This window comes from Streptomyces sp. NPDC030838 (assembly GCF_055572035.1).
On sequence record NZ_JBVIED010000008.1, the window covers coordinates 311,379 to 333,919 of the forward strand.

Consider the following 22,541-nt stretch of genomic DNA (forward strand, 5'->3'; position numbering starts at 1 on the left):
CAACCGCAGCTGGGCACGGCAGGCGCACATCTCAACAGTAGGCCGCAGAAGGCTTCCACGGGCAGCGGTCGCCGACGGTTGCCCGAATGCGCCCCAGCCGCCCGTATGCATCTGATATGCGCCGATCGGGTGGCCTTCAACCGCTACTCCTCGACCGGGAGAGCGGCCTCCGACGCGGCCTCAGGCCCTTGTTCCAGCAGGACGTTGAAGCCGTCCTCGTTCAGAACCGGCACCTTGAGCTGCATCGCCTTGTCATATTTCGACCCCGGGTTGTCACCCACAACGACGAATGACGTCTTCTTCGAGACGGAACCGGTCACCTTGGCGCCCCGGCTCTGCAGGGCGTCCTTGGCGCCGTCGCGGGTGAAGTGTTCGAGCGTGCCGGTGACGACCACGGTCAGGCCCTCCAGGGGGCGCGGCCCCTCCTCATCGCCGGTGCGCTCCTCCTCCATACGGACGCCGGCCGCCCGCCACTTGCGCAGGATCTCCTGGTGCCACTCCTCGGCGAACCACTCCTTGAGCGAGGCCGCGATGATCGGCCCGACACCCTCGGTGCCCGCCAGCTCCTCCTCGGTCGCCTGTTCGATCCGATCGATGGAGCGGAACTCGCGCGCCAGCGCCTCGGCGGCGACCGGACCGACGTGACGGATCGACAGGCCGGTGAGGATGCGGGCGAGCGGGCGCTGCTTGGCGGCCTCGATGTTCTTCAGCATGGCAAGCGCGTTCTTCTTGGGCTCGCCCTGCTGGTTGGCGAAGACCGTGACGATCTTCTCCTCGCCGGTCTTCGGGTCCCGCTTCGGCAGACCGCTGTCCTGGTCGAGGACGTACGCCTTGATGGGCAGCAGCCGCTCCACGGTGAGGTCGAACAGATCGCCCTCGTCCTTCAGCGGCGGGTCCTCGGGCTCCAGCGGCTTGGTGAGCGCGGCGGCGGCGACATAGCCGAAGTGCTCGATGTCCAGCGCCTTGCGCCCGGCCAGATAGAACAGGCGTTCACGCAACTGTGCGGGGCACGTACGTGAGTTCGGACAGCGCAGATCGACGTCGCCCTCCTTCATCGGCCGCAGCGGCGTGCCGCACTCCGGGCACTCGGCCGGCATCACGAACTCGCGTTCGGTGCCGTCCCGCAGGTCGACGACCGGTCCCAGGATCTCCGGGATGACGTCACCGGCCTTGCGCAGCACCACCGTGTCCCCGATGAGGACGCCCTTGGCCTTCACCACGTCCTGGTTGTGCAGGGTGGCGAACTCGACCTCCGAGCCGGCGACCGTCACCGGCTCGACCTGCGCGTACGGCGTCACGCGACCCGTACGGCCGACGCCCACGCGGATGTTGACCAGCTTGGTGTTGACCTCCTCCGGCGCGTACTTGTACGCGATCGCCCAGCGGGGCGCGCGGGAGGTGGAGCCCAGCCGGCCCTGGAGCGGGATCTCGTCGAGCTTGACGACGACGCCGTCGATCTCGTGCTCCACGGAGTGGCGGTTCTCGCCGTAGTACGCGATGAACTCCCGTACGCCGTCGAGGTCGTCGACCACCTTGTTGTGCCGGGAGGTGGGCAGGCCCCAGGCGCGCAGCAGGTCGTAGGCCTCGGACAGGCGGGTCAGGCCGTCGAAGCCCTCCAGGGCACCGATGCCGTGCACCACCATGTGGAGCGGGCGGGTGGCGGTGACGCGGGGGTCCTTCTGGCGCAGCGAACCGGCGGCTGCGTTGCGCGGGTTGGCGAAGGGCTTGTCGCCGGCTGCGACCAGACGGGCGTTCAGCTCCTCGAACTTCTCCATCGGGAAGTAGACCTCGCCGCGGATCTCCACCAGGTCCGGGACGCGGTCGCCCTTGAGGCGGTCCGGGATCTCCGTGATCGTCCGCACGTTCGGCGTGATGTCCTCGCCGGTGCGGCCGTCGCCGCGGGTGGCCGCGCGGGTGAGGCGGCCGTGCTCGTAGGTGAGGTTCACGGCGAGGCCGTCGACCTTCAGCTCGCACAGGAAGTGGTGCGGGGCGCTTCCGACGTCCTTGTGGACGCGCTCGGCCCAGGCCGCCAGCTCCAGGTCGTCGAAGGCGTTGTCCAGCGACAGCATGCGCTGGCGGTGCTCGACGGAGGTGAACTCCGTCGCGTACGCCCCCGCGACCTTCTGGGTCGGGGAGTCCGGGGTGCGCAGCTCCGGGTGCTCGTCCTCCAGGGCCTCCAGCGTGCGCAGGAGCTGGTCGAACTCCGCGTCGCTGATGACGGGAGCGTCCTTCACGTAGTACCGGAAGCGGTGCTCCTCGATCTGCTCAGCGAGCTGCGCGTGCCTCTCCCGTGCCTCGGTGGGCACCGTGCTCTCCGCTTGCTTGTCGCCGGCCACCGTGTTGTCCTCCCGTTACTCAGGGTTGTCCGCGAGGGATCTCGCCGCCCGGACGCAGTGGGCGAGGGCCTTGCGCGCGTACTCGGGGGAAGCGCCCGCGAGTCCGCACGTCGGCGTGACCGTGACCGCCTCCGCGAGAAGCCCCGGTGACAGCCCCAGCCTGCGCCACAGCGTCCTGACACCCATGACGCTACCGGCAGGGTCTGACAATCGGCCGTCCGTGCTCGGGACGACACCGGCGAAGAGCCGGGTGCCGCCCTCCACCGCTTCGCCGATCGCCTCGTCGTCACGCTCGGTGAGCAGGGAGAAGTCGAACGAGACCGCCGCCGCACCGGCCCGGCGCAGCAGGGCGAAGGGCACGTCCGGGGCGCAGGAGTGGACCACGACCGGACCGCCCTCCTGCACGCCGATCACATCCCGCAGGGTGGCCTCGACGAGCTGGCGGTCGACGGCGCGGTGGGTGCGGTAGCCGCTGGCGGTGTTCACCTGGCCGCGCAGGACGGCGGTGAGGGACGGCTCGTCGAGCTGGAGCACGAGGCGCGCGCCGGGGATGCGGCGGCGGACCTCGTCGAGGTGGAGGCGCAGGCCCTCGGCGAGCGAGGCGGCGAGGTCGCGGCAGGCGCCGGGGTCGGAGAGGGCGGCCTCGCCGTTCCTCAGCTCCAGCGCGGCGGCGAGCGTCCAGGGGCCGACGGCCTGCACCTTCAGCGGCCCCTCGTAGCCCTGGGTGAACTCCTCCAGGGCGTCCAGGTCCTCGCCGAGCCAGGAGCGGGCGCGCCTGGTGTCCCGGCCCGGGCGGTCGCCGATGCGCCAGCCGCTGGGCTCCACGCGCGCGTACAGCTCGACGAGCATGCCGGCGGTACGGCCGATCATGTCCGCGCCGGGGCCGCGGGCGGGCAGTTCGGCCAGGAACGGGAAGTCCTCGAAGGAGCCGGTGACGGTCTTGGCGGCCTCCCGGGCGTCGTCGCCGGGCAGGGACCCGACGCCGGTGGCGGGGCCGAGGGTGAACTGGCTGTTTTCACTCACCCGGGAAGCCTATGCCTCCGGCGGCAGGGCGTTTTCCGCCCCCGCCGCCCCTACCCGTCCCGTCCCGGGGCGCCGCCCCGGACCCCCGCTGGGGGCACGCCCCCAGCCCCCCGGCGGGGGCTCCGCCCCCTGCACCCCCACGGGCGCTGGGCCCAGGCCCACACCGGGGGCTCTCCGCCCCGCCCCCCAACACACACAGCCACTGCATCCAGCTCCACGCCCGGGCTCCGCCCCACACCCCCACTGGGGCTGCGCCCCAGACCCCCTTCGGCCCTGAACGGGCCTCGTCCTCAAACGCCGGACGGGCTGGGTAGGTCCGCTGCACGGGCGGTGGGGCGACGGACGACCGGGGAGGGGGCGTCGTCCCGCCTCCTGAGGGCGCTGCGAGCGGCGTAGCCGCCACGGCGGAGGCCTCAGTACTCCGGCACGCCGTATCCCGCCAGCAAGGCACGCAGCCGATCCGGGTCGGCGACCTGGAGGTTGTTCCGGAAGCGGCCGCGCTCCCAGGCGATGTCGCTGCGGCCGTGCCAGCTACCGCTGCCGACGAACTCTCCCTCGGCGTCCAGCAGGGCGACGGTCAGGCTGCCGAAGCAGCGGCAGATGTCGTCCAGGAAGACGCCGGTGGTGGTGAGCGCTCTGAGTTCCGCCAGGCCGGTCGCGTCGAAGACCTCGCCGAGGACCTTGCGGTCCGCGAGCGGTCCCCCGTCGTCGCCGCCCGCGAGGATCAAGGCGGCCTCCGCGCGGTCCCACGCCTCCGCCGGCCAGCCCCGGATCTCGTCACCGCTCGCCGCGTCGTCCCCCCACCACGGGTTCACCGCCCCGGCCGCACCGTCAGATCATTGACCTCCGCGTCCCGCGGCAGATCCAGGGCCATCAGGATGGTCGTGGCGACCGAGTCGGGGGCGATCCACTTGGACGCGTCGTAGTCCTTGCCCTCCTGCTGGTGGACCTTGGCCTGCATGGGGCTGGCTGTGCGGCCGGGGTAGACCGAGGTGACCCGGATGCCGTTGGCGTGTTCCTCGTGGCGCAGGGAGTCGGCGAGAGCCTTCAGGCCGTGCTTGGAGGCGGCGTAGGCGGACCAGTCGGCGTGGGCGTTGAGGCCGGCGCCGGAGTTGACGAAGACGACGTGGCCGCGGGTGGCGCGCAGCTGGGGCAGGAAGTGGCGGGTCAGCTCGGCGGGCGCGATCAGGTTCACGTTGAGCTGGTGGCGCCAGGACTTCGGGGTCAGGTCGCCGACCGGGCCCAGGTCGACCACGCCCGCGATGTGCAGGAGCGAGTCCACCCGGTCCGGGAGCGTCTGGTGGGAGAAGGCCCAGCTGAGCTTGTCGGGGTCGGAGAGGTCGCCGACGAGGGTGCGCGCGCCGGGGAACTCGGCCGCCAGTTCCTTCGCCCGGCCCGCGTCGCGCGCGTGCAGCACGAGTTCGTCCCCGCGCGCGTGCAGACGGCGGGCGACGGCCGCGCCGATGCCGGAACCCGCTCCGGTGATCACATGTGTAGCCATGCCCGCCATGCTCGCATCAGTGAGAGGTCACTCCACTCCGCGGCTCTCCTCCAGGTAGGCCAGCGCCCCCACCGGCTCCTCCGCGAAGAACACCAGCTCGGTCAGCGGGCAGGGCAGGAAGCCCTCGTCCTCCATGCGCCGGAACTGCTCCTTCAGGCCGTCGTAGAAGCCCGCGGTGTTGAGCAGGACCACCGGCTTGTCCGTCTTGCCGTGCTTCTTCAGCTCCAGGATCTCGGTCGCCTCGTCCAGCGTCCCGGTGCCGCCCACCATGATCACCACGGCGTCCGACTTCTCCAGCAGCAGCCGCTTGCGCTCGGCGAGGTCCCGGGCGATCACCATCTCGTCGGCGCCCGCGCGGGCCTTCGCCGCAAGGAAGTCGACGGAGACCCCGACGAGCCGGCCGCCCGCCTCCTGCACGCCGTCCGCGACGACCTTCATCAGGCCGACGTCGGAGCCGCCCCAGACGAGCGTGTGCCCGCCCTTGCCCAGGAGCTTCGCGAACTCCCGCGCGGGGCGCGTGTAACGGTCGTCGAGGTCGGCGGCGGAGAGGAAGACGCAGATGTTCATGGACTCCACGGTACGGGGGAACAACCGGCGTCCCGCACGCGCTGTCCGGGTATGGCAGAAGGACACACGATCACCATCGAGCAGGGCACCCAGCGGGTCCGGGTCGTGCACGACGGGCAGGTGCTCGCGGAGAGCGACCGGCCCCTGGTGCTGCGGGAGACCGGCTGTCCGGTGCGGTACTACCTCCCCGCCGAGGACGTCCGGCTCGATCTCCTGACCCCGTCCGACACCCACACCTACTGCCCCTTCAAGGGGACCGCCTCCTACTGGTCACTGCCGGACGCGGCCGACCTCGTCTGGGCCTACCCGGACCCCAAGCCGGACGTCGCCGCGATCAAGGGCCACCTCTGCTTCTACGACGTCGAAGTGACGTGACCCGAAGTGTTGTGAGCCGATGAGTGCCGTGTCCCATGGCAGTCTCCATGGGCATGGACAAGGAGACCATCTCGCGCGACGGCACGCCGATCGCGTACCAGCGCACCGGTGAGGGCCCCGCGGTCGTCCTGATCAGCGGGGCCATGTCGGCGGGCGCCACGGTGGCGCCGCTGGCCGCCGTCCTGAGGGACCGCTTCGACGCGGTGGTGTACGACCGCCGGGGCCGCGGCGCGAGCGGCGACACGACGCCGTACACGGTGGCCCGCGAGGTCGAGGACCTGGCGGCGCTGATCGAGGCGGTGGGCGGCGAGGCGTCGCTGTACGGCATGTCCTCGGGCGGCGCGCTGGCCCTCGAGGCGGCGGCGAGCGGACTGCCGGTGCGCCGGGTCGCGGTGTACGAGACGCCGTACGCCGACTTCGCCCCGGGCGGCGCGAGGGAACGCGCCGACTACACCGAGCACTTGACGCGGGCGCTCGCCGAGGGGCGGCGCGGGGATGCCGTGGAGCTGTTCCTGCGGCTCACCGGCATGGAGCCGGAGATGATCGCGGGCGCGCGGCAGTCCCCGATGTGGCAGGAGATGGAGGCGATCGCCCCGAGCCTCGCCTACGACGACGCGGTGATGGGCGACGGTCTGGTGCCCCGCGAGCGCCTCGCCGCGGTCTCCGTGCCCGTGCTGGCCGTCGCCGGCGCGGAGAGCCCCGCCTGGCTGCGCGAGGCGGTGCGAGCGGTCGCGGAGGCGGCGCCCCAAGGCACGTATCGCGCCCTGGAGGGCCAGACGCACATGGTGGACCCGCAGGTGCTCGGGCCGGTGCTGGCGGAGTTCTTCGCCACCGGGTGACCGCGAGGGGAAAGTGCCAGCGCGGAGAAGCGGGTGACCGCGCGGAGCCGTCTCAGGCCACCTCGGCCGTCGCCCGTACCGTCGTCGCGATCGTCGCCGAGCCGACCACGCGGGTCCCGTCGTACAGCACGATCGCCTGGCCGGGGGCGACCCCGCGGACCGGCTCGGCGAAGTGCACGCGCAGCTCGCCGTCGACCAGTTCCGCGGTCACCTCGGTCTCGCCGCCGTGGGCGCGCAGCTGGGCCGTGTAGGTGCCGGGGCCGGTGGGGGCCACGCCGCACCAGCGGGGCTTGATCGCGGTGAGGGAGGAGACGTCCAGGGCGTCCGCCGGGCCCACCGTGACGGTGTTGTTCACCGGCGAGATGTCGAGGACGTAGCGCGGCTTGCCGTCGGCGGCGGGGGTGCCGATCCGCAGGCCCTTGCGCTGGCCGATGGTGAAGCCGTAGGCGCCCTCGTGGGTGCCGAGCTTGTTGCCGGCCTCGTCGACGATGTCGCCCTCGGCCTTGCCGAGCCGGCGGGCGAGGAAGCCCTGGGTGTCGCCGTCGGCGATGAAGCAGATGTCGTGGGAGTCGGGCTTCTTGGCGACCGCCAGCCCTCGCCGCTCGGCCTCCGCGCGGATCTCGTCCTTCGTCGTGACCGTGTCGCCGAGCGGGAACATCGCGTGCGCCAGCTGCTTGTCGTCCAGGACGCCGAGGACGTACGACTGGTCCTTGGCCATGTCGGAGGCGCGGTGCAGCTCGCGGGTGCCGTCCTCGCGGACGATCACCTTCGCGTAGTGGCCGGTGCAGACCGCGTCGAAGCCGAGGGCCAGCGCCTTGTCCAGCAGCGCGGCGAACTTGATCTTCTCGTTGCAGCGCAGGCACGGGTTGGGGGTGCGGCCCGCCTCGTACTCGGCGACGAAGTCCTCCACGACGTCCTCGCGGAAGCGGTCGGCGAGGTCCCAGACGTAGAACGGGATGCCGATGACGTCCGCCGCGCGGCGGGCGTCCCGGGAGTCCTCGATGGTGCAACAGCCCCGCGCGCCGGTACGGAACGATTGCGGGTTCGCGGAGAGCGCGAGGTGGACGCCGGTCACGTCGTGGCCTGCCTCGGCCGCACGGGCGGCGGCGACGGCGGAGTCGACACCGCCGGACATGGCGGCGAGGACGCGGAGCGGGCGGGAGCGCTGCGGGGTGTCAGTCATAACCCCTCCAGAGTACGGGGGCGCGGGAACCGGAGCCCGCGAGTATCCGTTCTGGATCACATGGAGGAGACGAAGGACGGCTCGGGCCGGCGGATCGGGCGGCGCTCGCTGATCGTCGGCGGGGCGGCGGCCGTGCTCGGCACGGGCGCCGTGCTGGCGCGCGAGGAGCTGTCGCGGTTGTGGTGGCAGGTGCCGGGCGTGGAGAAGCCCCGGGTGGAGGGCGCGGTCGACTACCGGGGCGCGCGCTGGGTGGCGGCCTCCTCGGCCAACTTCCGGTGGGCGGACCGGCCGGACGACTACTCGATAGACATGGTGATCGTCCATGTCACCCAGGGCAGCTTCGACAGCGCGGTGAAGGTGTTCCAGGATCCGGGGCACGGCGCAGCGTCGCACTACATCGTGGGCCAGGACGGCCGGGTCACCCAGATGATCCGCGAGCTGGACGTGGCGTATCACGCGGGCAACCGGGACTACAACGAGCGCAGCATCGGCATCGAGCACGCCGGTTTCGTCGATCGCCCGCAGGACTTCACGGACGCGATGTACGCCGCGTCGGCCCGCCTGACGGCGGGGGTCTGCCGGCAGTACGACATCCCGGTCGACCGCGAGCACATCATCGGGCACGTGGAGGTGCCGGGGACCGATCACACGGATCCGGGGCCGCACTGGGACTGGGACCGGTATCTGCGGCTGGTGCGCGCGGCGCGTACGGCGACGGCCTGACCCCGGTCGGTCAGGCGCCGGGCGCGCGGTAGTCGACCGTCCTGCGGGCGGCCTCGTCGACCTGGTCGGCCGACAGCAGGACGACGGTGTTGGTCCGGACACCCCCGGCGGCCGAGGTGACCAGGCCGATGGCCGCGGCGGCGACGTTGTCCGGCAGGTCCACGGTGAGGTACACGTCGTCCTCGCCGAACGCCCAGTACATCGACTCCACGCTGCCCCCGAGGCCCTGCACCATGCGCTCGACGACCTCGCGACGCGCGCCGGCGCCTTCCTTGAGCAGGCCCTTCAGCCCATCGACGGTCAGTCTGACCTTGAAGAGGTACTTCGCCATGACAGCCTCACTCATTCCCGCTCAATCCGGATGAACCGGGGAAAAAATGTCTATACAGACTCTTCCATCTGGAGCCGGACGTTCTATTATTGAAGTAGGCCTATGGGACGAGTGAGGGAGCTCGACCGGAGTAGCCGACTTTGGCGAGAAGCTACGGCTTCCGCTGAGGCCGACGTCGACGGTCGCGCTGAGAGGCCCGAAAGTCGCAAGACTGGAAGGCGACCCCTAGCCACCTGATCCGGGTCATACCGGCGAAGGGAACCCGTCTCATAGGTCGTTTTGCTGCGCCTGCGGCCCGGGGGCCTACGTCAGCCCCGCCGCCCGCGCCCTCTCCACCGCCGGCCCGATGGCCTTGGCGACCGCCTCCACATCCGCCGCGGTCGAGGTGTGGCCGAGCGAGAAGCGCAGCGTGCCCCGGGCCAGGTCGGGGTCGGCGCCCGTGGCGAGCAGGACATGGCTGGGCTGGGCGACGCCCGCCGTGCAGGCGGAGCCGGTGGAGCACTCGATGCCCTGGGCGTCCAGGAGCAGCAGCAGCGAATCGCCCTCGCAGCCGGGGAACGTGAAGTGGGCGTTGGCCGGGAGCCGGTCGACGGGGTCGCCGCCGAGGATCGCGTCCGGGACGGCCGTACGGACCGCGGTGACCAGGTCGTCGCGCAGGGCTCCGATCTCCCGGGCGAAGCGCTCGCGGTGCTCGCCGGCGTGCCGGGCGGCCACGGCGAAGGCGGCGATCGCGGGAACGTCGAGGGTGCCGGAGCGCACGTGCCGCTCCTGGCCGCCGCCGTGCAACACGGGAACGGGGCTGTACTCCCGGCCCAGCAGCAGCGCGCCGATGCCGTACGGGCCGCCGATCTTGTGGCCGGACACCGTCATCGCGGCGAGGCCGGAGGCGGCGAAGTCGACCGGGAGCTGACCGACCGCCTGCACCGCGTCGGCGTGCAGCGGGACACCGAACTCGGCGGCGGCCTCGGCGAGTTCGCGGACCGGCATGACGGTGCCGATCTCGTTGTTCGCCCACATCACGGTGGCGAGGGCGACGTCGTCGGGGTCGCGGGCGATGGCCTCGCGCAGGGCGTCCGCGTGGACCCGGCCGTAGGCGTCCACCGGGAGGTACTCGACCGTGGCGCCCTCGTGTTCGCCGAGCCAGTGCACCGCGTCGAGGACCGCGTGGTGCTCGACGGGGCTGGCGAGGATGCGGGTGCGGGCGGGGTCGGCGGACCGCCGCGCCCAGTACAGGCCCTTGACGGCGAGGTTGTCCGCCTCGGTGCCGCCGGAGGTGAAGACCACCTCGCTGGGGCGGGCGCCCAGGGCCTCGGCGAGGGTTTCGCGGGCTTCCTCGACGGTACGGCGCGCCTGCCGGCCCGACGCGTGCAGGGAGGAGGCGTTGCCCGTGACGCCCAGGTGGGCGGTGAGTGCCTCCGCCGCCTCCGGGAGCATGGGGGTGGTCGCGGCGTGGTCGAGGTATGCCATGGTGAGGCCGATTCTACGGCGCGCTCCCCCACGGGCTTCAGACGCCCGGTCGGCCAAGGTGGCCGACGGCCGGCGCGGTCCGGCTCAGAGGCTCGAAGCCCAGCGGCTCACAGGCCCGGAAGCTCAGAGGCCCAGAAGCTCAGAAGCTCCACGAGATCGTGTTGTCCGCCTGCATGAACGCCGCCAGCACCACCAGGTCCGCGACGCCGAGGCCGAGGCCGAGGGCGGCGCGCCCGCGGCGGTTGGTCCCGCGCCACAGGGCGATGCTCGCCAGGGCGATGGCGATGGGACCGAGGAAGACGTTGAGGACGAGCAGGCCCAGGAGGCCGAGGACGAAGGACGCGACGGCCATGCCGTCGGTGTCGTGGATGCCGATGCGGCGCGTGGCCGGTGCGGTGAGGTGCATGTCGGTCGGCTCCCGGCGGTCAGTGGGTCGGTGTGTGACGGCGGCGGGCGTGGCGCTCGCGCACGGCGAAGACGGCGAGCCAGACGGCGATCACCGCGGCCGCAACGACGGAGAAGGTGAGCGGCGCGTGGGCGACGGTGCCCATGACCACGCCCAGCAGGAGAAGGGCGGCAACCAGGAAGAGCATTGGGGGATCCCCCTCGGTGAACGGTTGCGGAAACAGTTGTTCACTGACTCTGGAGTCTAACGCGCCGCCGGCCTTTCCAATTACGGAGAACAGTTGTTAACTGCATGGCATGAGTCACACCCTCGGCATCCGGCAGGCCCAGAAGCAGAAGACCCGGCAGGCGCTCCTGGACGCGGCGTTGCGGCTGCTGGAGGAGCAGAGCCTGAGCAGTCTGGGCCTGCGTGAGGTCACCCGCGCCGTCGGTGTCGCCCCGACCGCTTTCTACCGGCACTTCCGCTCCACGGCGGATCTCGGCGTGGCCCTGGTCGAGGAGGCGCTGGGCAGTCTGCACCCGATGATCCGGACGACGGTGTCCGCGGTGGACGACCACGAGGAACGCATCGCGCGCGCCGTCGAGTTGATCGCCCGTCATGTGGACGCGTACCCCGCTCACGTCCGTTTCATCGCCCGGGAACGGCACGGCGGGGTGCAGCCGGTGCGCGAGGCGATCCGGGAGCAACTGGCCCGGTTCACCGAGGAGGTGAAGGCCGAGCTGGCCAAGGACCGGGTGTCCGAGGGCTGGAGCGACGACGACCTGGCGATGCTCGCCGGTCTCTACGTCGACCAGATGCTCATCACCGCTTCGCTCTTCCTGGAGAGCCTGGACGCCCCCGAGGAGGAGCGCCGGCGCGTCACCCGGCTCGCCACCCGCCAGCTCCGGCTGATCAGCGTCGGCCGCGCGCACTGGCGGGAGTGAACTCCCGGGACGGGAGCCTAAAGGCGCGCCCGGGCCAGCTGGCGGGACTGGGCCACCAGGCGGTCCGCACTGTCCCAGACCTCCGCGTCCTCCTCCAGGAAGCCGCCCGCGAGGTTGCGGGTGGTGATGGAGACGCGCAGCGGACCGGGGGCCGGGCGGCAGCGGATGTGGACGGTGAGTTCGACCGTGGGCACCCAGCCGGAGAGGCCGAGTTCGAAGGCGGTGGGCGGCAGCGCGTCGACCGCGAGCAGCAGGGAGAAGGGGTCGGCGTCGCGGCCGTCCTTGAGCCCGAACCAGGCCCGCATCTCGCCCTTGCCGGAGGGCGCGCCGAGCGCCCAGCCCAGGGTGGCGGGGTCGAGCTTGAGCATCAGCCGGTCGGTGATGGCGGAGCTGCCGGGGACGGGGGCGGGCGCGTCGTCCGGGCCGAAGCACTGGTCGATCGGCGGGATCGCGGGCGGCTTCGCCGTCGTCCGCACGTCGTCGGGGAGGGTGTCGAGGTCGCCGTAGGAGGCGAGGACACGGATCCGCTCGACCTCGTTGCCCTGCTCGTCGTACTGGAAGAGGGAGGCCTGGCCGGTCGACAGGGTGCGGCCGGTGCGCACCACGTCCGTGCGGACGACCGCGGGGCCCGGCTGGGAGGCGGTCAGGTAGTGCGCGGAGATGGTGAACGGGTCGGGGTGCGGCAGGGCGTCCGCGAGGGCACGGCCCAGGACGGCCAGCAGATAGCCGCCGTTGACGGCGTTGATGATGGTCCAGCCGGCGGAGAGGTCGATGTCGTAGACGCCCTCCGCGCGGCGCGTGACGGCCGTGTCGCGGTCGAACTCGCTGTCGCCGATCGTCGCCTGGGATGCCTGAGCCATGGCGGTACGGTACAACAGAAAATTACTAAGCGGTAGCTTTGGATGGGTCCTCTTCGCGGACCGTCGACCGCCGGTTCCACGCGCGCGGCGCCCGCCAGTGGAAGCGCATCGCGAGCAGCCGCAGGACGAAGGCGGTGACGACGGCGGCCCCGGACGTCACCGTGGTCAGCGCGTCGAAGCGGATGCACAGCACCACCATCGTGGCGCCGACCATCGCCGGCACCGCGTACAGATCGCGGTCCCAGCGCAGCAGCGACGGCACCTCGTTGGCGAGGACGTCGCGCAGCACACCGCCGCCGACCGCGGTGGCGAGGCCGAGGGCCGCCGAGGAGGTCAGGCCCAGGCCGTACTCGTACGCCTTTATGGTCCCGGAGACGCAGAACAGGCCGAGCCCGGCGGCGTCGAAGACGTTCACCCCGGTCTGGATGCGCTCCACCTGCGGATGGAGGAAGAAGACGAGGAGCGCGGCGAGCAGCGGGGTGAGGAAGTACCCCAGGTCCGTGAAGGCGGCCGGCGGTACGGCGCCGATGATCAGGTCACGGAAGAGTCCGCCGCCCAGCGCGGTGACCTCGGCGAGGACGGCGATGCCGAAGACGTCGAAGTTCTTGCGGACGGCCAGCAGGGCACCGGAGATCGCGAAGACGAAGATGCCGATCAGATCCAGGGTGTGCTGGACGGACGGGGTGAACAGTTGCTGGAGCACTCGAACATTCTCGCCCAGAAATGGCTGTGGGCCTTGCAAAGCAAGGCCCACAGCCATTGACGGTTACTTGTCCGAGGACTCCTCGCCCTCGGCGGTCTCCTTCTTGACCGCGTCCGGCACCAGCTCCCCCGCCTCCTTGGCGGCGGTCAGCAGGACGGTGTCCTGCGGGGCCTGGTCCGCGAAGTTCTCCGGGTGGTGGCAGGCCACCTGCTGACCGGGGCGCAGCTCCAGCAGCGGCGGCTCGGTCGTCTTGCAGATCTCCGTCGCCTTCCAGCACCGGGTGTGGAACCGGCAGCCGCTGGGCGGGGAGATCGGCGAGGGCACGTCGCCCTTGAGCAGGATGCGCTCGCTCTTGGCGTTCTTGCGCGCCGGGTCCGGGATCGGCACCGCCGACATCAGCGCCTTGGTGTACGGGTGCATCGGCGACTTGTAGAGCAGGTCCCGGTCGGCCAGCTCCACGATCTTGCCGAGGTACATCACCGCGATCCGGTCCGAGACGTGCCGGACCACCGAGAGGTCGTGCGCGATGATCACATAGGTCAGGCCCAGCTCCTCCTGGAGGTCGTCCAGCAGGTTCACCACCTGGGCCTGGATCGACACGTCCAGCGCGGACACCGGCTCGTCGGCCACGACCAGCTTCGGGTTGAGCGCGAGCGCGCGGGCGATGCCGATGCGCTGGCGCTGGCCGCCGGAGAACTCGTGCGGGTAGCGGTTGTAGTGCTCGGGGTTGAGCCCGACCACCGACAGCAGCCGCTGCACTTCCTTCTTGATGCCGCCCTCGGGCTCGACGCCCTGGAGCCGGAAGGGAGCGCCGATGATCGTGCCGATGGTGTGGCGCGGGTTCAGCGACGAGTACGGGTCCTGGAAGATCATCTGCACATCGCGGCGCAGCGGACGCATGCCCGCCACCCCGAGGTGCGTGATGTCCTTGCCCTCGAACTCGACCTTGCCGCCGGTCGGCTCGAGGAGCCGGGTGATCAGCCGGCCCATCGTCGACTTGCCGCAGCCGGACTCGCCGACGACGCCCAGCGTCTCGCCGGCCCGGACCTCGAAGTCGATGCCGTCGACCGCGTGCACCGCGCCGACCTGCCGCTTGAGCAGGCCCTTCCTGATCGGGAAGTGCTTCTGCAGGCCGGTGACCTTCAGCAGCACCTCACGCTCGGCGTCGGCACTCTCGCTCTGCGCGGGAATCGTCACCGCTTTCTCGTCACTCACAGCTTCGGCGCAATCTCTTCGGTCCAGATACGCTCCCGCTGCTCCTGCGTCATGTGGCAGGCGGCCCAGTGCTTGCTGCCGACCTCGGTCAGCTCGGGCCGGACCGTGCGGGTGACGTTGTCCTTGGGCACGTCGGCGTACGGGCAGCGGGGGTTGAAGGCGCAGCCGGACGGGACGTTGATGAGGGAGGGCGGGGAGCCCTTGACCGGGATCAGCCGCTCCTGCTGCTCGCGGTCCAGGCGCGGCATCGAGCCGAGCAGACCCCAGGTGTAGGGGTGGCGGGGCTCGTAGAACACCTTCTCGGCGGGGCCGCGCTCCACGCACCGGCCGCCGTACATCACCAGCAGGTCGTCGGCCAGCTCGGCGACGACGCCCAGGTCGTGGGTGATGATGATGACCGCCGAGCCGAACTCCTTCTGCAGATCCCGGATCAGGTCCAGGATCTGTGCCTGCACGGTGACGTCCAGGGCGGTGGTCGGCTCGTCCGCGATGAGCAGTTCGGGGTTGTTGACCAGCGACATCGCGATCATCGCGCGCTGGCGCATACCGCCGGAGAACTCGTGCGGGTAGTTGTCGACGCGCTTGTCGGGCTGCGGGATGCCCACCCGGTCGAGCATCTCGACCGCGCGGCGCTTGGCGGTCTTCTTGTCGACGTCGTGGTGGATCCGGTACGCCTCCACGATCTGCTGGCCGATCGTGTAGTACGGGTGCAGCGCGGACAGCGGGTCCTGGAAGATCATCGCCATCTCGCGGCCGCGCAGCTTGCGCACCTCGTCGGCCGGGGCGGACAGCAGCTCGGTGCCGTTGAGCCAGATCTCGCCGGAGATCTGCGGCTTGCGCTTGCCGTAGTTGCCGGCCGTGTGCAGGCCCATGATGCCGAGCGAGGTCACCGACTTGCCGGAGCCGGACTCGCCCACGATGCCGAGGGTCTTGCCCTTCTCCAGCTGGAAGCTGAGCCCGTCGACGGACTTGACCAGGCCGTCGTCGGTCGGGAAGTGCACCTTCAGGTCGCGCACTTCGAGGAAGGCGGTCGGCGCGGCGCCGGAGGTGGTGGGCTCGCCCACGGCCGCGCCGGTCTTGCTGAGTTCGGTCATGCGAGCCTCACTCGGGGGTCGATCACGGCGTACAGGACGTCCACCACGAGGTTGGCGATGAGCACCGCGAGAGAAGTGATCAGGGTGACGCCGAGGATGACGGGCAGGTCCTGGTTCTTGATCGCGTTCAGCACGGCCTGGCCGAGGCCGGGCAGGGAGAACGTCGTCTCGGTCAGGATCGCTCCGCCGATCAGGGCACCGAGGTCCATGCCGAGCATGGTGAGGATGGGCGTCATCGTCGAGCGCATGGCGTGCTTGCGGATGACGACCTGCTCCCGCAGACCCTTGGCGCGCGCGGTGCGGATGTAGTCCTCGCCGAGGATCTCCAGCATGGTCGCGCGGGTGATGCGGGCGTACATCGCCGCGTAGAGGAAGGCCAGGGTGACCCAGGGCAGGATCATGCCGCCGAGCCAGCCGGTGAAGCTCTCCTCCAGCGGAACGAACTCACCGTTGATCCAGCCCAGTCCGTACGAGAAGACCGCCAGGCTGAGCAGACCGGTGAAGTAGATGGGAAGGGAGACACCCGCCAGGGCGACGATCATCGCGCCGCGGTCCCAGAAGCTGCCCCGCTTGAGGGCGGAGAGCACACCCGCGGCCAGGCCGAAGATCAGCCACAGGACGGCCGCGCCGAGCGCCAGGCCCAGGGTCACCGGGAAGCGGTCGGTCAGCACCGGCCAGATGGCCTGTTCGCTGCGGAAGGAGTAGCCGAAGCACGGCGCGGCGCAGTGCGTGATGTCACCGCCGCCGGCGTAGGTCCGGCCGACGAAGATGCCCTTGAAGAACTCCCAGACCTGCGCGTAGATCGGGTCGCCGAGGCCCAGCTTCTCCCGCACGCCCTCGACGGCGGCGGGGTCGGCCTGCTTGCCCACGAAGTTCAGGGCGACGTCGACGCCCGCCCACTTGGGGATGAGGAAGAAGATGCTGAAGACCACCACGACGATGACCACGAGCATCACTGCGGCGGCGAACAACCGCCTGATGAGGTAAGCGAGCACAGCTAACGGCCCGCCGCGGACCGCGGGCCGCCGGAGGTCGTCCGGGGCCCGCGGTCACGCCGCGCCGGCCTTCACCTGCCTTTCGTGCCGTACGGCGGGTGTGCCGGTTACTTCGTGTTCTTCAGACCGAGGTTGACGAAGTCGTACATACCGCTGTACGCGTCGGTGGTGTAGACGTTCGCCAGTCGGTCCGAGCGCCAGTTGAGGAACCGCTCGAAGACGAAGGGCAGGTAGTACGCGCCCTCCATCACCTTGTGGTTGATCTCCGTGGCGATCTTGACCTTCTCGGCCTCGTCCAGCGTCTTGACGTAGTCGCCGAACAGGCCGTCGATCGTCTTGTCGTTGATGAGCGCGTAGTTGTTGTTGGCGCTCTCCAGGATGTACTTGCTGTGCCAGAGCGGCAGGCCGTAGCCCTGGACGGACGGGAAGTCCGCGCCCCAGCCCATGATGATGATGCCGTAGCCCTTCTTCTCCACGTTCGAAGGGCTGCCGACGACGCTGGAGTTCTGCGCGCCGTCGTACTGGTCGATCTCGACCTCGATGCCGACCTTCTTCAGCGACGCCTGGAGCGACTCGGCGGTGGCCACCTCGGCGGGCTTGTTGTTGCGGACCGCGATGGTGGTCTTGAAGCCGTTGGGCTTGCCGCAGGCCTTCAGCTCTTCCTTGGCCTTGGCGACGTTGCCGTTCTTGTTCTCACCGGCCATGCCGTACGGGTCGTACTTCTGACCCTCGCCGCCCGGGATGCCGGGGGGCAGCATGTTGGTGCCGATGTCACCGCCGGCGACGGGGCCGCCGCGCGCGGTCTGGAGCGAGACGTGGTCGGCGCCGTAGAGCACCGCCTTGCGGCAGTGGATGTTGTCGAACGGCTTCACGTTCTGGGCGAGCGCCGCGTACCGGATGTAGCCGGAGACCGGGTTGTCCAGGTTCGCCTTGTGCTCCTTCAGGGCGGTGGCGCGGCCCTGCGGGGAGAGGCTGGTCTGGGCCAGGTCCAGGTCGTAGTCGCCGGCGATCAGACGGGCGTCCAGGTCGTTGGCGTTCGAGAAGAACTTGACGGTGATCTTGTCCGGGTACGCCTTGCGGATCGGGTCCGAGGACTGCTTCCACTCGGTGTTGCGGACCAGCGTCAGGTCCTTGCCCGGGCTGTAGGACTCGAACTTGTACGGGCCGGAGGAGAACGGCTTCAGGCCGTACTTGGACTTGGTGTCCTTGTCCTGGCGGACCGGGGAGGCCGAGATGAGCGCCAGCATCTCCTCGAAGTCCGAGTTGGCCTCGGGCAGCTTGAAGACGATGGTCTTGTCGTCCGGCGTCTCGATGGCCTTCAGGCCGAGCTTGTCCGCGGACTTGTCCTTGTACGGGCCCTTGTACTCGCCCTTGGGGTCGAGCACCTCCTTGAGGTACGTCGGGCCGCCGGACAGCACGTCCTGCGCCCAGACGCGCTCGATGCCGTACTTGATGTCCTTGGAGGTGATCGGCTTGCCGTCCTCCCAGGTGATGTCGTCACGCAGGGTGTACGTGTAGGTCTTGCCGTCGTCGCTGATCTTGGCGAGACCGGTGGCGAGGTCCGGGGTCAGCTCGGTGCCGGCCTTGCCCGGCTCCGTCTTGTTCGTGACGAGCTGGCGGCTGTAGTAGCGCGCGAAGTTCCACATGAAGCCGTAGTAGCCGCGGGTGGTGTCCCACGAGTCGGCGTCCTGCGGGGCGGCGAACTTCAGGGTGCCGCCCTTCTTGGCCTGGTCGGCCTGGGCGACCTTGTTGTTCGCGGCGTTGAAGCCGGCCGCGCCGTTCTTCGACCCCTCGTTGCCGTCCTTGCCACCGCCGCCGCCGCACGCCGCCGTGGTCAGCAGCGCGGCGACCACCGCGGCAGCGGCCATGGCCTGCTTGCGCCGCCCTGAGGTGCGTTGGGTAGTCACGATCTCGGATCCTCCGGAATTGATGAGAGACCCCGTGCCTTGCGCCACGGGTCGCTTGCGGTACGGCAGTTCAGCGCGAGCCCTTCGGGTCGAGCGCGTCGCGCACGCCGTCGCCGAAGAGGTTGAAGGCAAGAACGGTGATGAAGATCGCCACGCCCGGGATCACCATGTACATGGGGTCCGAGTCGTAGTAGTCGATCGCGTTCGAGAGCATCTGCCCCCAGGACGGCGTCGGCGGTTTGACACCGACGCCCAGGAAGCTGAGTGCCGCCTCGGTGAGGATGTTGGTGGGGATCATCATCGTCGTGTACACGATGATCGGCGCGACCAGGTTGGGCAGCAGCTCCTTGAAGAGGATGTAGAACCGCCCGGCGCCCAGCGAGCGGGCCGCCTCGACGTACTCGCGTTCGCGCAGCGAGAGCGTCTGGCCGCGTACCACGCGTCCGATGTAGGGCCAGCCGAAGAAGCCGATGACCAGGATCATCACGAACAGGCGCACGCCGGTGCCGGTCAGTCCCAGCATCTCGTTCGGCATGACGGAGACCAGCGCGATGATGAACAGCAGCTGGGGGAAGGCCAGCAGGCCGTCCATGACCCGGCTGATGACGGTGTCGACCCAGCCGCCGAAGAAGCCGGCGAGGATGCCGAGGACGGTGCCGAGGACGACGGCCACGATCGCCGACAGGAAGCCGACGAGCAGCGAGATCTGGGCGCCGTAGACGATCCGGGCGAAGATGTCGCGGCCGTTGACCGGTTCCACGCCGAGCCAGTGCTCGCCGCTGATCCCGCCGAACGACCCGACCGGGGTGCCGAACAGCGGGTCGATGAGGTCCTCGTGGTGGGCCTCGGGGTCCTGTCCGGCCAGGCCGGTGATCACCGGCGCGAGCACGGCGACCAGGATCAGGAAGAGCACCACGATGCCGCCCGCGAGGGCCAGTTTGTCGCGCTTGAGCCGCTCCCAGGCGATCCGGCCCAGGGAGCGCCCCTGTACGGCCTTCGCGTCGCCGCCGACCTGCGCCGCTTCCTCGGCCGCACTCGGAGCCGCTTCCGCGGTCGGCTCGTGCAATGGTGCCGTCATCTGGCAGGGACCCCTCTCAACCGGCGGTAGCCGGCCCGCACTTGCCGCTGTAGCGGCGTGATCAGTCCGTCGTACACAGGGGCGAACACCCGGGCGAACTCCCCTTGGAGCGGGAGTCTTCAACGCTTTGGCGATCTGTTGCCAGACTTGACGGTGAATGGATGCGTAACCGTGATGCTGTCTGCCGGGTTCCGTTATCCGAACAGTGCGTAACGCGGGCCGGACGGGGGCCAGTTGGGACAATAGGGACAGGGTGGGTGTTTTCGTCCCACGTCTACGCGCGAAGAGAACGGGGTGGTCCGGACCTGACCGGGATCCGGACGCGGGCCGGGGGTCCGGTCAGTACCGGCCCTGGACCGGCGGAACCGGCGGGTAGCCGTAGCCGGCCGCCGGGGCCTGCGCCGGGGCGGCGTGCGCCTCCCGGTCGTAGAACGGGCGGGCGTGGGCGCGCAGCCACATCGCGACCGGGTCGTACTCGTCGGACATCGCGACCGTCGACACCGGCAGGCCGTCCGGTACGGCGCCGATGGACTGCTGCATCATCGCGCGCACCGAGTCGACGGCGGCCGGGGAGGTGTCGTACACATCCAGTCCGATGGCGAGATACGGCGCGCCGAGCGCGGGCTGCACCCAGGCGCGGCGCAGCGAGCGGACCGCCGGGGTGCGGTGGGCGTTCTGGGTCAGCAGGGCGTAGAACGCGGGGATCTCGATGGTCGGCTCGGCGAGCCGCAGCGGGCCGGCGGGCTGGCGGTCCAGGCCGGTCGCGATACGGCGCAGATCGAGCCACGGGATGCCTACGCCGCCGCCCGGAGCGTGCGGGTTCAGCCAGAGGCCGTAGTGGTCGGGGTAGAGCGTGCGGGCCACGTCGACGCCGTCGACCACTTCGTAGCTGCGGTTCCAGCCGCTCGCGGACAGCTCCTGGGCGGAGGTGACGCAGGGGGCGTAGCCGTAGCCGTCGACCTCCATGTTCCCGTACTGGGCGTCCGGGCTGCCGGCCTGGCCGTGCCACAGCAGCATCCAGACCTGGCCGGAGGAAGGGGTCGCGAGGGCGCGCAGCAGTGCCTCGTAGGCGTCGTAGCGGCCGGGGGTGACCTGGCGCAGCATGTGCTCGACGCCTGCGGCGGCCGTGCCAGCGCTCACTTTTCAACGCCCCTTCGTGTAACGCCCTCTTTTTGAGTCGTGCCCCTAGCTTAAGGGTGCCTACTGAGTCCGGTCTTGATGGTGTCTCGCGGGTGCGGGTTGTTGGTGGCCGGTCGCTCCCCCAAGTTCTCGGCTTCGCTCGAACAGGGGGGACCCCCATCGCGGCGGAGCCGCATATCGATACAGCCCCGCGCCCCTTGGGGTGGGTCACCTACCCCCGTGTGTAGAAGGGCCGTACCTTTTCGCGCATCCAGTGGCCCACCGGGTCCTCCGCCACGTCGAGCAGGACCAGGTTGACGGGCCACTTGACGGGGACCTTGCCGAGGGCGCGGCCCAGGGCGTCCATGGGGAGGGTGCGCAGGTCGCCCTCCCACTGGGAGAGTTCGACGCCGACGAACATGACGGGGTCGGCGGTCTCGATGGCGGCCAGGCAGCGGCGGGCCGTCCGGACGACGCCGATGCCGTCGAACTCGGCGGAGGCGGCGGAGAGGAAGTCGACCGGGTCGTCCTGCCAGTCGGGTTCGAAGAGACGCACCCGGCCGCCGGAGTTCGGGCCGTCCAGCGGGGTACGGCCGACCCGGCAGAGTTCGGCGACGGCGGGCGGGGGCAGCGGGATGCCGACGACGCCGCCGGGGTTCAGGGCGATGCCGGCCTGCGGGGGCAGACCGCGGGCGAACTCGACGGCGGGGGCGATGGTGTACGACATGTGGGCGCCGGCGACCTGGCGGAACTGTTCCTCGGAGCTGAACACCGGGACGTAGGCCTGGCCGTCGATCTCCATGCCGGGCAGGTCGAGGGAGCCGCTCTCGGGCCCGCCGCCGCTGGGCAGCGGGACCCAGACGAAGCTGCGGCCCAGAACCTCGAGGACGCGCCCGCCGGCCGCGGGGCCCGCGCCGAGGGCGGCGGACAGCACCTCCTCCAGCTCGTTGCCGGGCCAGCCGCCGTGCGCCTGGGGGTGCGCCGGGAAGTCCGCGGAGAAGTCCGCCGGGAAGTCCATCTGCCTACCGCCTGCTTCGAACCACTGCTTGGGACCGCCCAGGCTAACGGTTGCCCCGAAGCCCCCCGAAGCCCCCGCCCTCAGCCCGTGAAGCCGATCCGGTGCAGCGTGTCCGCCGCGTCCCGGTCCAGGAGGACCGCCGAGGCGCAGCCGCGGGGCAGGTCGCCGTGTTCCACGGCGTGGAGGAGGCGGGTGGCGGCGGTGCGGTGGCGGAGGAAGGCGTAGCGGGAGACGCCGCGGCCGCGGGCGCGCTGGCCGGCGAGGGCCTGTTCGGGGGTGACGTCGAGGAGGAGCAGGTGGAGGGTGCCGCCGCGGCGGGCCGCCTCGCGGGCCAGCCAGCGGCGCACCCAGGCCTGCGTGCCGCAGTCGTGGACGACGACGCCCTCGCCGGTGCGCAGGGCGCGCCGCAGCCCGGCGTAGTGGGCGAGGCGGACCAGGGGGCGGTAGACCGCGTAGGGCAGCCAGGGCGGCATGCGGCGGTCCCAGCGGTCGCGGGTGTCCTGGGAGTCGACGCGCCGGGCGCCGCGCACCGTGCGGCGCATCAGCGTCGACTTGCCGCTGCCGGGCAGGCCCGTGACCACGGCGAGGTCCTTGGGCCCGAAGAGCAGGGCGCGCGGGCTGCGGCCGGCGCGCTCGCGCAGGTCGCGGACGACGGGGGACGGCAGCGGGGCGCACGCCTCCCCGGCCGGGACGGCCGGCTGCCGGGGCACCGCGATGCCGGTGGTGGTCGCGTACGCCGTGGTCCTGTTCACCGTGATCGTCCTCCCTGGGGCGGTTCACGTGTTCCCATGCCCGTCGAGTGTAAAGAGAAGGTAATTCGAGATGTCTCGTGTTTTCGTACTCGTACCGCCACAGAGCGGTTACAGATGCGGTCTGCC

General features: G+C 70.7%; 24 protein-coding genes. 4 read left to right on the plus strand and 20 right to left on the minus strand.

Annotation, left to right across the window (positions count from 1 at the left end):
- Window positions 1-143: 143 nt before the first annotated feature.
- From ligA to ACZ42A_RS22485, 5 genes are all read right to left on the minus strand, one after another.
- Window positions 144-2,336, minus strand: coding sequence for an NAD-dependent DNA ligase LigA (ligA, locus tag ACZ42A_RS22465; protein WP_468529015.1), 2,193 nt, complete (start codon window positions 2,334-2,336; stop codon window positions 144-146).
- 15 nt (window positions 2,337-2,351) lie between these two features.
- Entirely contained in the window at window positions 2,352-3,359 is a 1,008-nt protein-coding gene (locus tag ACZ42A_RS22470) for a methionine synthase (RefSeq protein WP_468529016.1), read from the minus strand.
- 413 nt (window positions 3,360-3,772) lie between these two features.
- Window positions 3,773-4,174: a hypothetical protein gene (locus tag ACZ42A_RS22475; RefSeq protein ID WP_468529017.1), complete on the minus strand. Its 402-nt coding sequence runs from the start codon at window positions 4,172-4,174 to the stop codon at window positions 3,773-3,775.
- Window positions 4,171-4,860, minus strand: a complete 690-nt coding sequence (locus ACZ42A_RS22480; protein ID WP_468529018.1) for an SDR family oxidoreductase — start codon at window positions 4,858-4,860, stop codon at window positions 4,171-4,173. Before ACZ42A_RS22480 ends, ACZ42A_RS22475 begins: the two co-directional genes overlap by 4 nt.
- 27 nt (window positions 4,861-4,887) lie before the next feature.
- Complete coding sequence (locus tag ACZ42A_RS22485; protein WP_468529019.1) at window positions 4,888-5,427, minus strand: LOG family protein; 540 nt, start codon at window positions 5,425-5,427, stop codon at window positions 4,888-4,890.
- 51 nt (window positions 5,428-5,478) lie between these two features.
- Here ACZ42A_RS22485 and ACZ42A_RS22490 point away from each other — a divergent pair, with 51 nt between their 5' ends.
- Together ACZ42A_RS22490 and ACZ42A_RS22495 are read left to right on the plus strand one after the other, a co-directional pair.
- Window positions 5,479-5,802, plus strand: coding sequence for a DUF427 domain-containing protein (locus tag ACZ42A_RS22490; RefSeq protein ID WP_468529020.1), 324 nt, complete (start codon window positions 5,479-5,481; stop codon window positions 5,800-5,802).
- Window positions 5,803-5,855: 53 nt separating this feature from the next.
- On the plus strand, window positions 5,856-6,641 hold the full coding sequence (locus tag ACZ42A_RS22495; RefSeq protein WP_468529070.1) for an alpha/beta fold hydrolase: 786 nt from the start codon (window positions 5,856-5,858) through the stop codon (window positions 6,639-6,641).
- Window positions 6,642-6,693: 52 nt separating this feature from the next.
- On the opposite strand, the gene mnmA is transcribed toward ACZ42A_RS22495, so the two are convergent.
- On the minus strand, window positions 6,694-7,824 hold the full coding sequence (gene mnmA, locus ACZ42A_RS22500) for a tRNA 2-thiouridine(34) synthase MnmA (RefSeq protein ID WP_468529021.1): 1,131 nt from the start codon (window positions 7,822-7,824) through the stop codon (window positions 6,694-6,696).
- Window positions 7,825-7,884: 60 nt separating this feature from the next.
- On the opposite strand from mnmA, the gene ACZ42A_RS22505 reads away from it, so the two are divergent.
- Window positions 7,885-8,547 (plus strand): N-acetylmuramoyl-L-alanine amidase, encoded by a 663-nt coding sequence (locus ACZ42A_RS22505; RefSeq protein WP_468529022.1) that lies wholly within the window; start codon window positions 7,885-7,887, stop codon window positions 8,545-8,547.
- Between the two features lie 10 nt (window positions 8,548-8,557).
- Here ACZ42A_RS22505 and ACZ42A_RS22510 read toward each other — a convergent pair whose 3' ends face one another.
- The 4 genes from ACZ42A_RS22510 to ACZ42A_RS22525 all read right to left on the minus strand — a co-directional run bounded on the left by ACZ42A_RS22510 (window position 8,558) and on the right by ACZ42A_RS22525 (window position 10,938).
- The gene (locus tag ACZ42A_RS22510; protein WP_468529023.1) at window positions 8,558-8,893 is read right to left on the minus strand and encodes a GYD domain-containing protein; all 336 of its coding nucleotides are present in this window, start codon (window positions 8,891-8,893) and stop codon (window positions 8,558-8,560) included.
- Between the two features lie 288 nt (window positions 8,894-9,181).
- Complete coding sequence (locus tag ACZ42A_RS22515; protein ID WP_468529024.1) at window positions 9,182-10,345, minus strand: cysteine desulfurase family protein; 1,164 nt, start codon at window positions 10,343-10,345, stop codon at window positions 9,182-9,184.
- Between the two features lie 139 nt (window positions 10,346-10,484).
- Window positions 10,485-10,751 (minus strand): DUF4190 domain-containing protein, encoded by a 267-nt coding sequence (locus tag ACZ42A_RS22520; RefSeq protein WP_468529025.1) that lies wholly within the window; start codon window positions 10,749-10,751, stop codon window positions 10,485-10,487.
- A gap of 19 nt (window positions 10,752-10,770) precedes the next feature.
- The gene (locus tag ACZ42A_RS22525) at window positions 10,771-10,938 is read right to left on the minus strand and encodes a hypothetical protein (RefSeq protein ID WP_468529026.1); all 168 of its coding nucleotides are present in this window, start codon (window positions 10,936-10,938) and stop codon (window positions 10,771-10,773) included.
- Between the two features lie 109 nt (window positions 10,939-11,047).
- Between ACZ42A_RS22525 and ACZ42A_RS22530 the strand changes: the two genes are divergently transcribed.
- A complete protein-coding gene (locus ACZ42A_RS22530) occupies window positions 11,048-11,674 on the plus strand; it encodes a TetR family transcriptional regulator (protein ID WP_468529027.1) in 627 nt (208 codons plus the stop codon).
- Between the two features lie 17 nt (window positions 11,675-11,691).
- Here the strand turns inward: ACZ42A_RS22530 and ACZ42A_RS22535 are convergent, their stop codons facing one another.
- The 10 genes from ACZ42A_RS22535 to ACZ42A_RS22580 all read right to left on the minus strand — a co-directional run bounded on the left by ACZ42A_RS22535 (window position 11,692) and on the right by ACZ42A_RS22580 (window position 22,415).
- Window positions 11,692-12,534 (minus strand): thioesterase family protein, encoded by an 843-nt coding sequence (locus ACZ42A_RS22535; RefSeq protein WP_468529028.1) that lies wholly within the window; start codon window positions 12,532-12,534, stop codon window positions 11,692-11,694.
- Window positions 12,535-12,559: 25 nt separating this feature from the next.
- Window positions 12,560-13,237 (minus strand): trimeric intracellular cation channel family protein, encoded by a 678-nt coding sequence (locus tag ACZ42A_RS22540; protein ID WP_468529029.1) that lies wholly within the window; start codon window positions 13,235-13,237, stop codon window positions 12,560-12,562.
- A gap of 63 nt (window positions 13,238-13,300) precedes the next feature.
- Entirely contained in the window at window positions 13,301-14,452 is a 1,152-nt protein-coding gene (locus ACZ42A_RS22545; RefSeq protein ID WP_468529030.1) for an ABC transporter ATP-binding protein, read from the minus strand.
- The gene (locus ACZ42A_RS22550; protein ID WP_468529031.1) at window positions 14,449-15,546 is read right to left on the minus strand and encodes an ABC transporter ATP-binding protein; all 1,098 of its coding nucleotides are present in this window, start codon (window positions 15,544-15,546) and stop codon (window positions 14,449-14,451) included. Before ACZ42A_RS22550 ends, ACZ42A_RS22545 begins: the two co-directional genes overlap by 4 nt.
- Window positions 15,543-16,541 (minus strand): ABC transporter permease, encoded by a 999-nt coding sequence (locus tag ACZ42A_RS22555; protein ID WP_468529032.1) that lies wholly within the window; start codon window positions 16,539-16,541, stop codon window positions 15,543-15,545. The genes ACZ42A_RS22550 and ACZ42A_RS22555 overlap by 4 nt, the downstream gene beginning before the upstream one ends.
- A gap of 107 nt (window positions 16,542-16,648) precedes the next feature.
- Window positions 16,649-18,448, minus strand: coding sequence for an ABC transporter substrate-binding protein (locus tag ACZ42A_RS22560; RefSeq protein WP_468529033.1), 1,800 nt, complete (start codon window positions 18,446-18,448; stop codon window positions 16,649-16,651).
- A 70-nt stretch (window positions 18,449-18,518) separates the two neighbouring features.
- Window positions 18,519-19,526, minus strand: coding sequence for an ABC transporter permease (locus ACZ42A_RS22565; RefSeq protein WP_468529034.1), 1,008 nt, complete (start codon window positions 19,524-19,526; stop codon window positions 18,519-18,521).
- A 339-nt stretch (window positions 19,527-19,865) separates the two neighbouring features.
- Window positions 19,866-20,630: an enhanced serine sensitivity protein SseB C-terminal domain-containing protein gene (locus ACZ42A_RS22570; protein WP_468529071.1), complete on the minus strand. Its 765-nt coding sequence runs from the start codon at window positions 20,628-20,630 to the stop codon at window positions 19,866-19,868.
- Between the two features lie 247 nt (window positions 20,631-20,877).
- A complete protein-coding gene (locus ACZ42A_RS22575; protein ID WP_468529035.1) occupies window positions 20,878-21,663 on the minus strand; it encodes an enhanced serine sensitivity protein SseB in 786 nt (261 codons plus the stop codon).
- 80 nt (window positions 21,664-21,743) lie between these two features.
- Window positions 21,744-22,415 (minus strand): AAA family ATPase, encoded by a 672-nt coding sequence (locus ACZ42A_RS22580; protein WP_468529036.1) that lies wholly within the window; start codon window positions 22,413-22,415, stop codon window positions 21,744-21,746.
- Window positions 22,416-22,541: the final 126 nt, after the last annotated feature.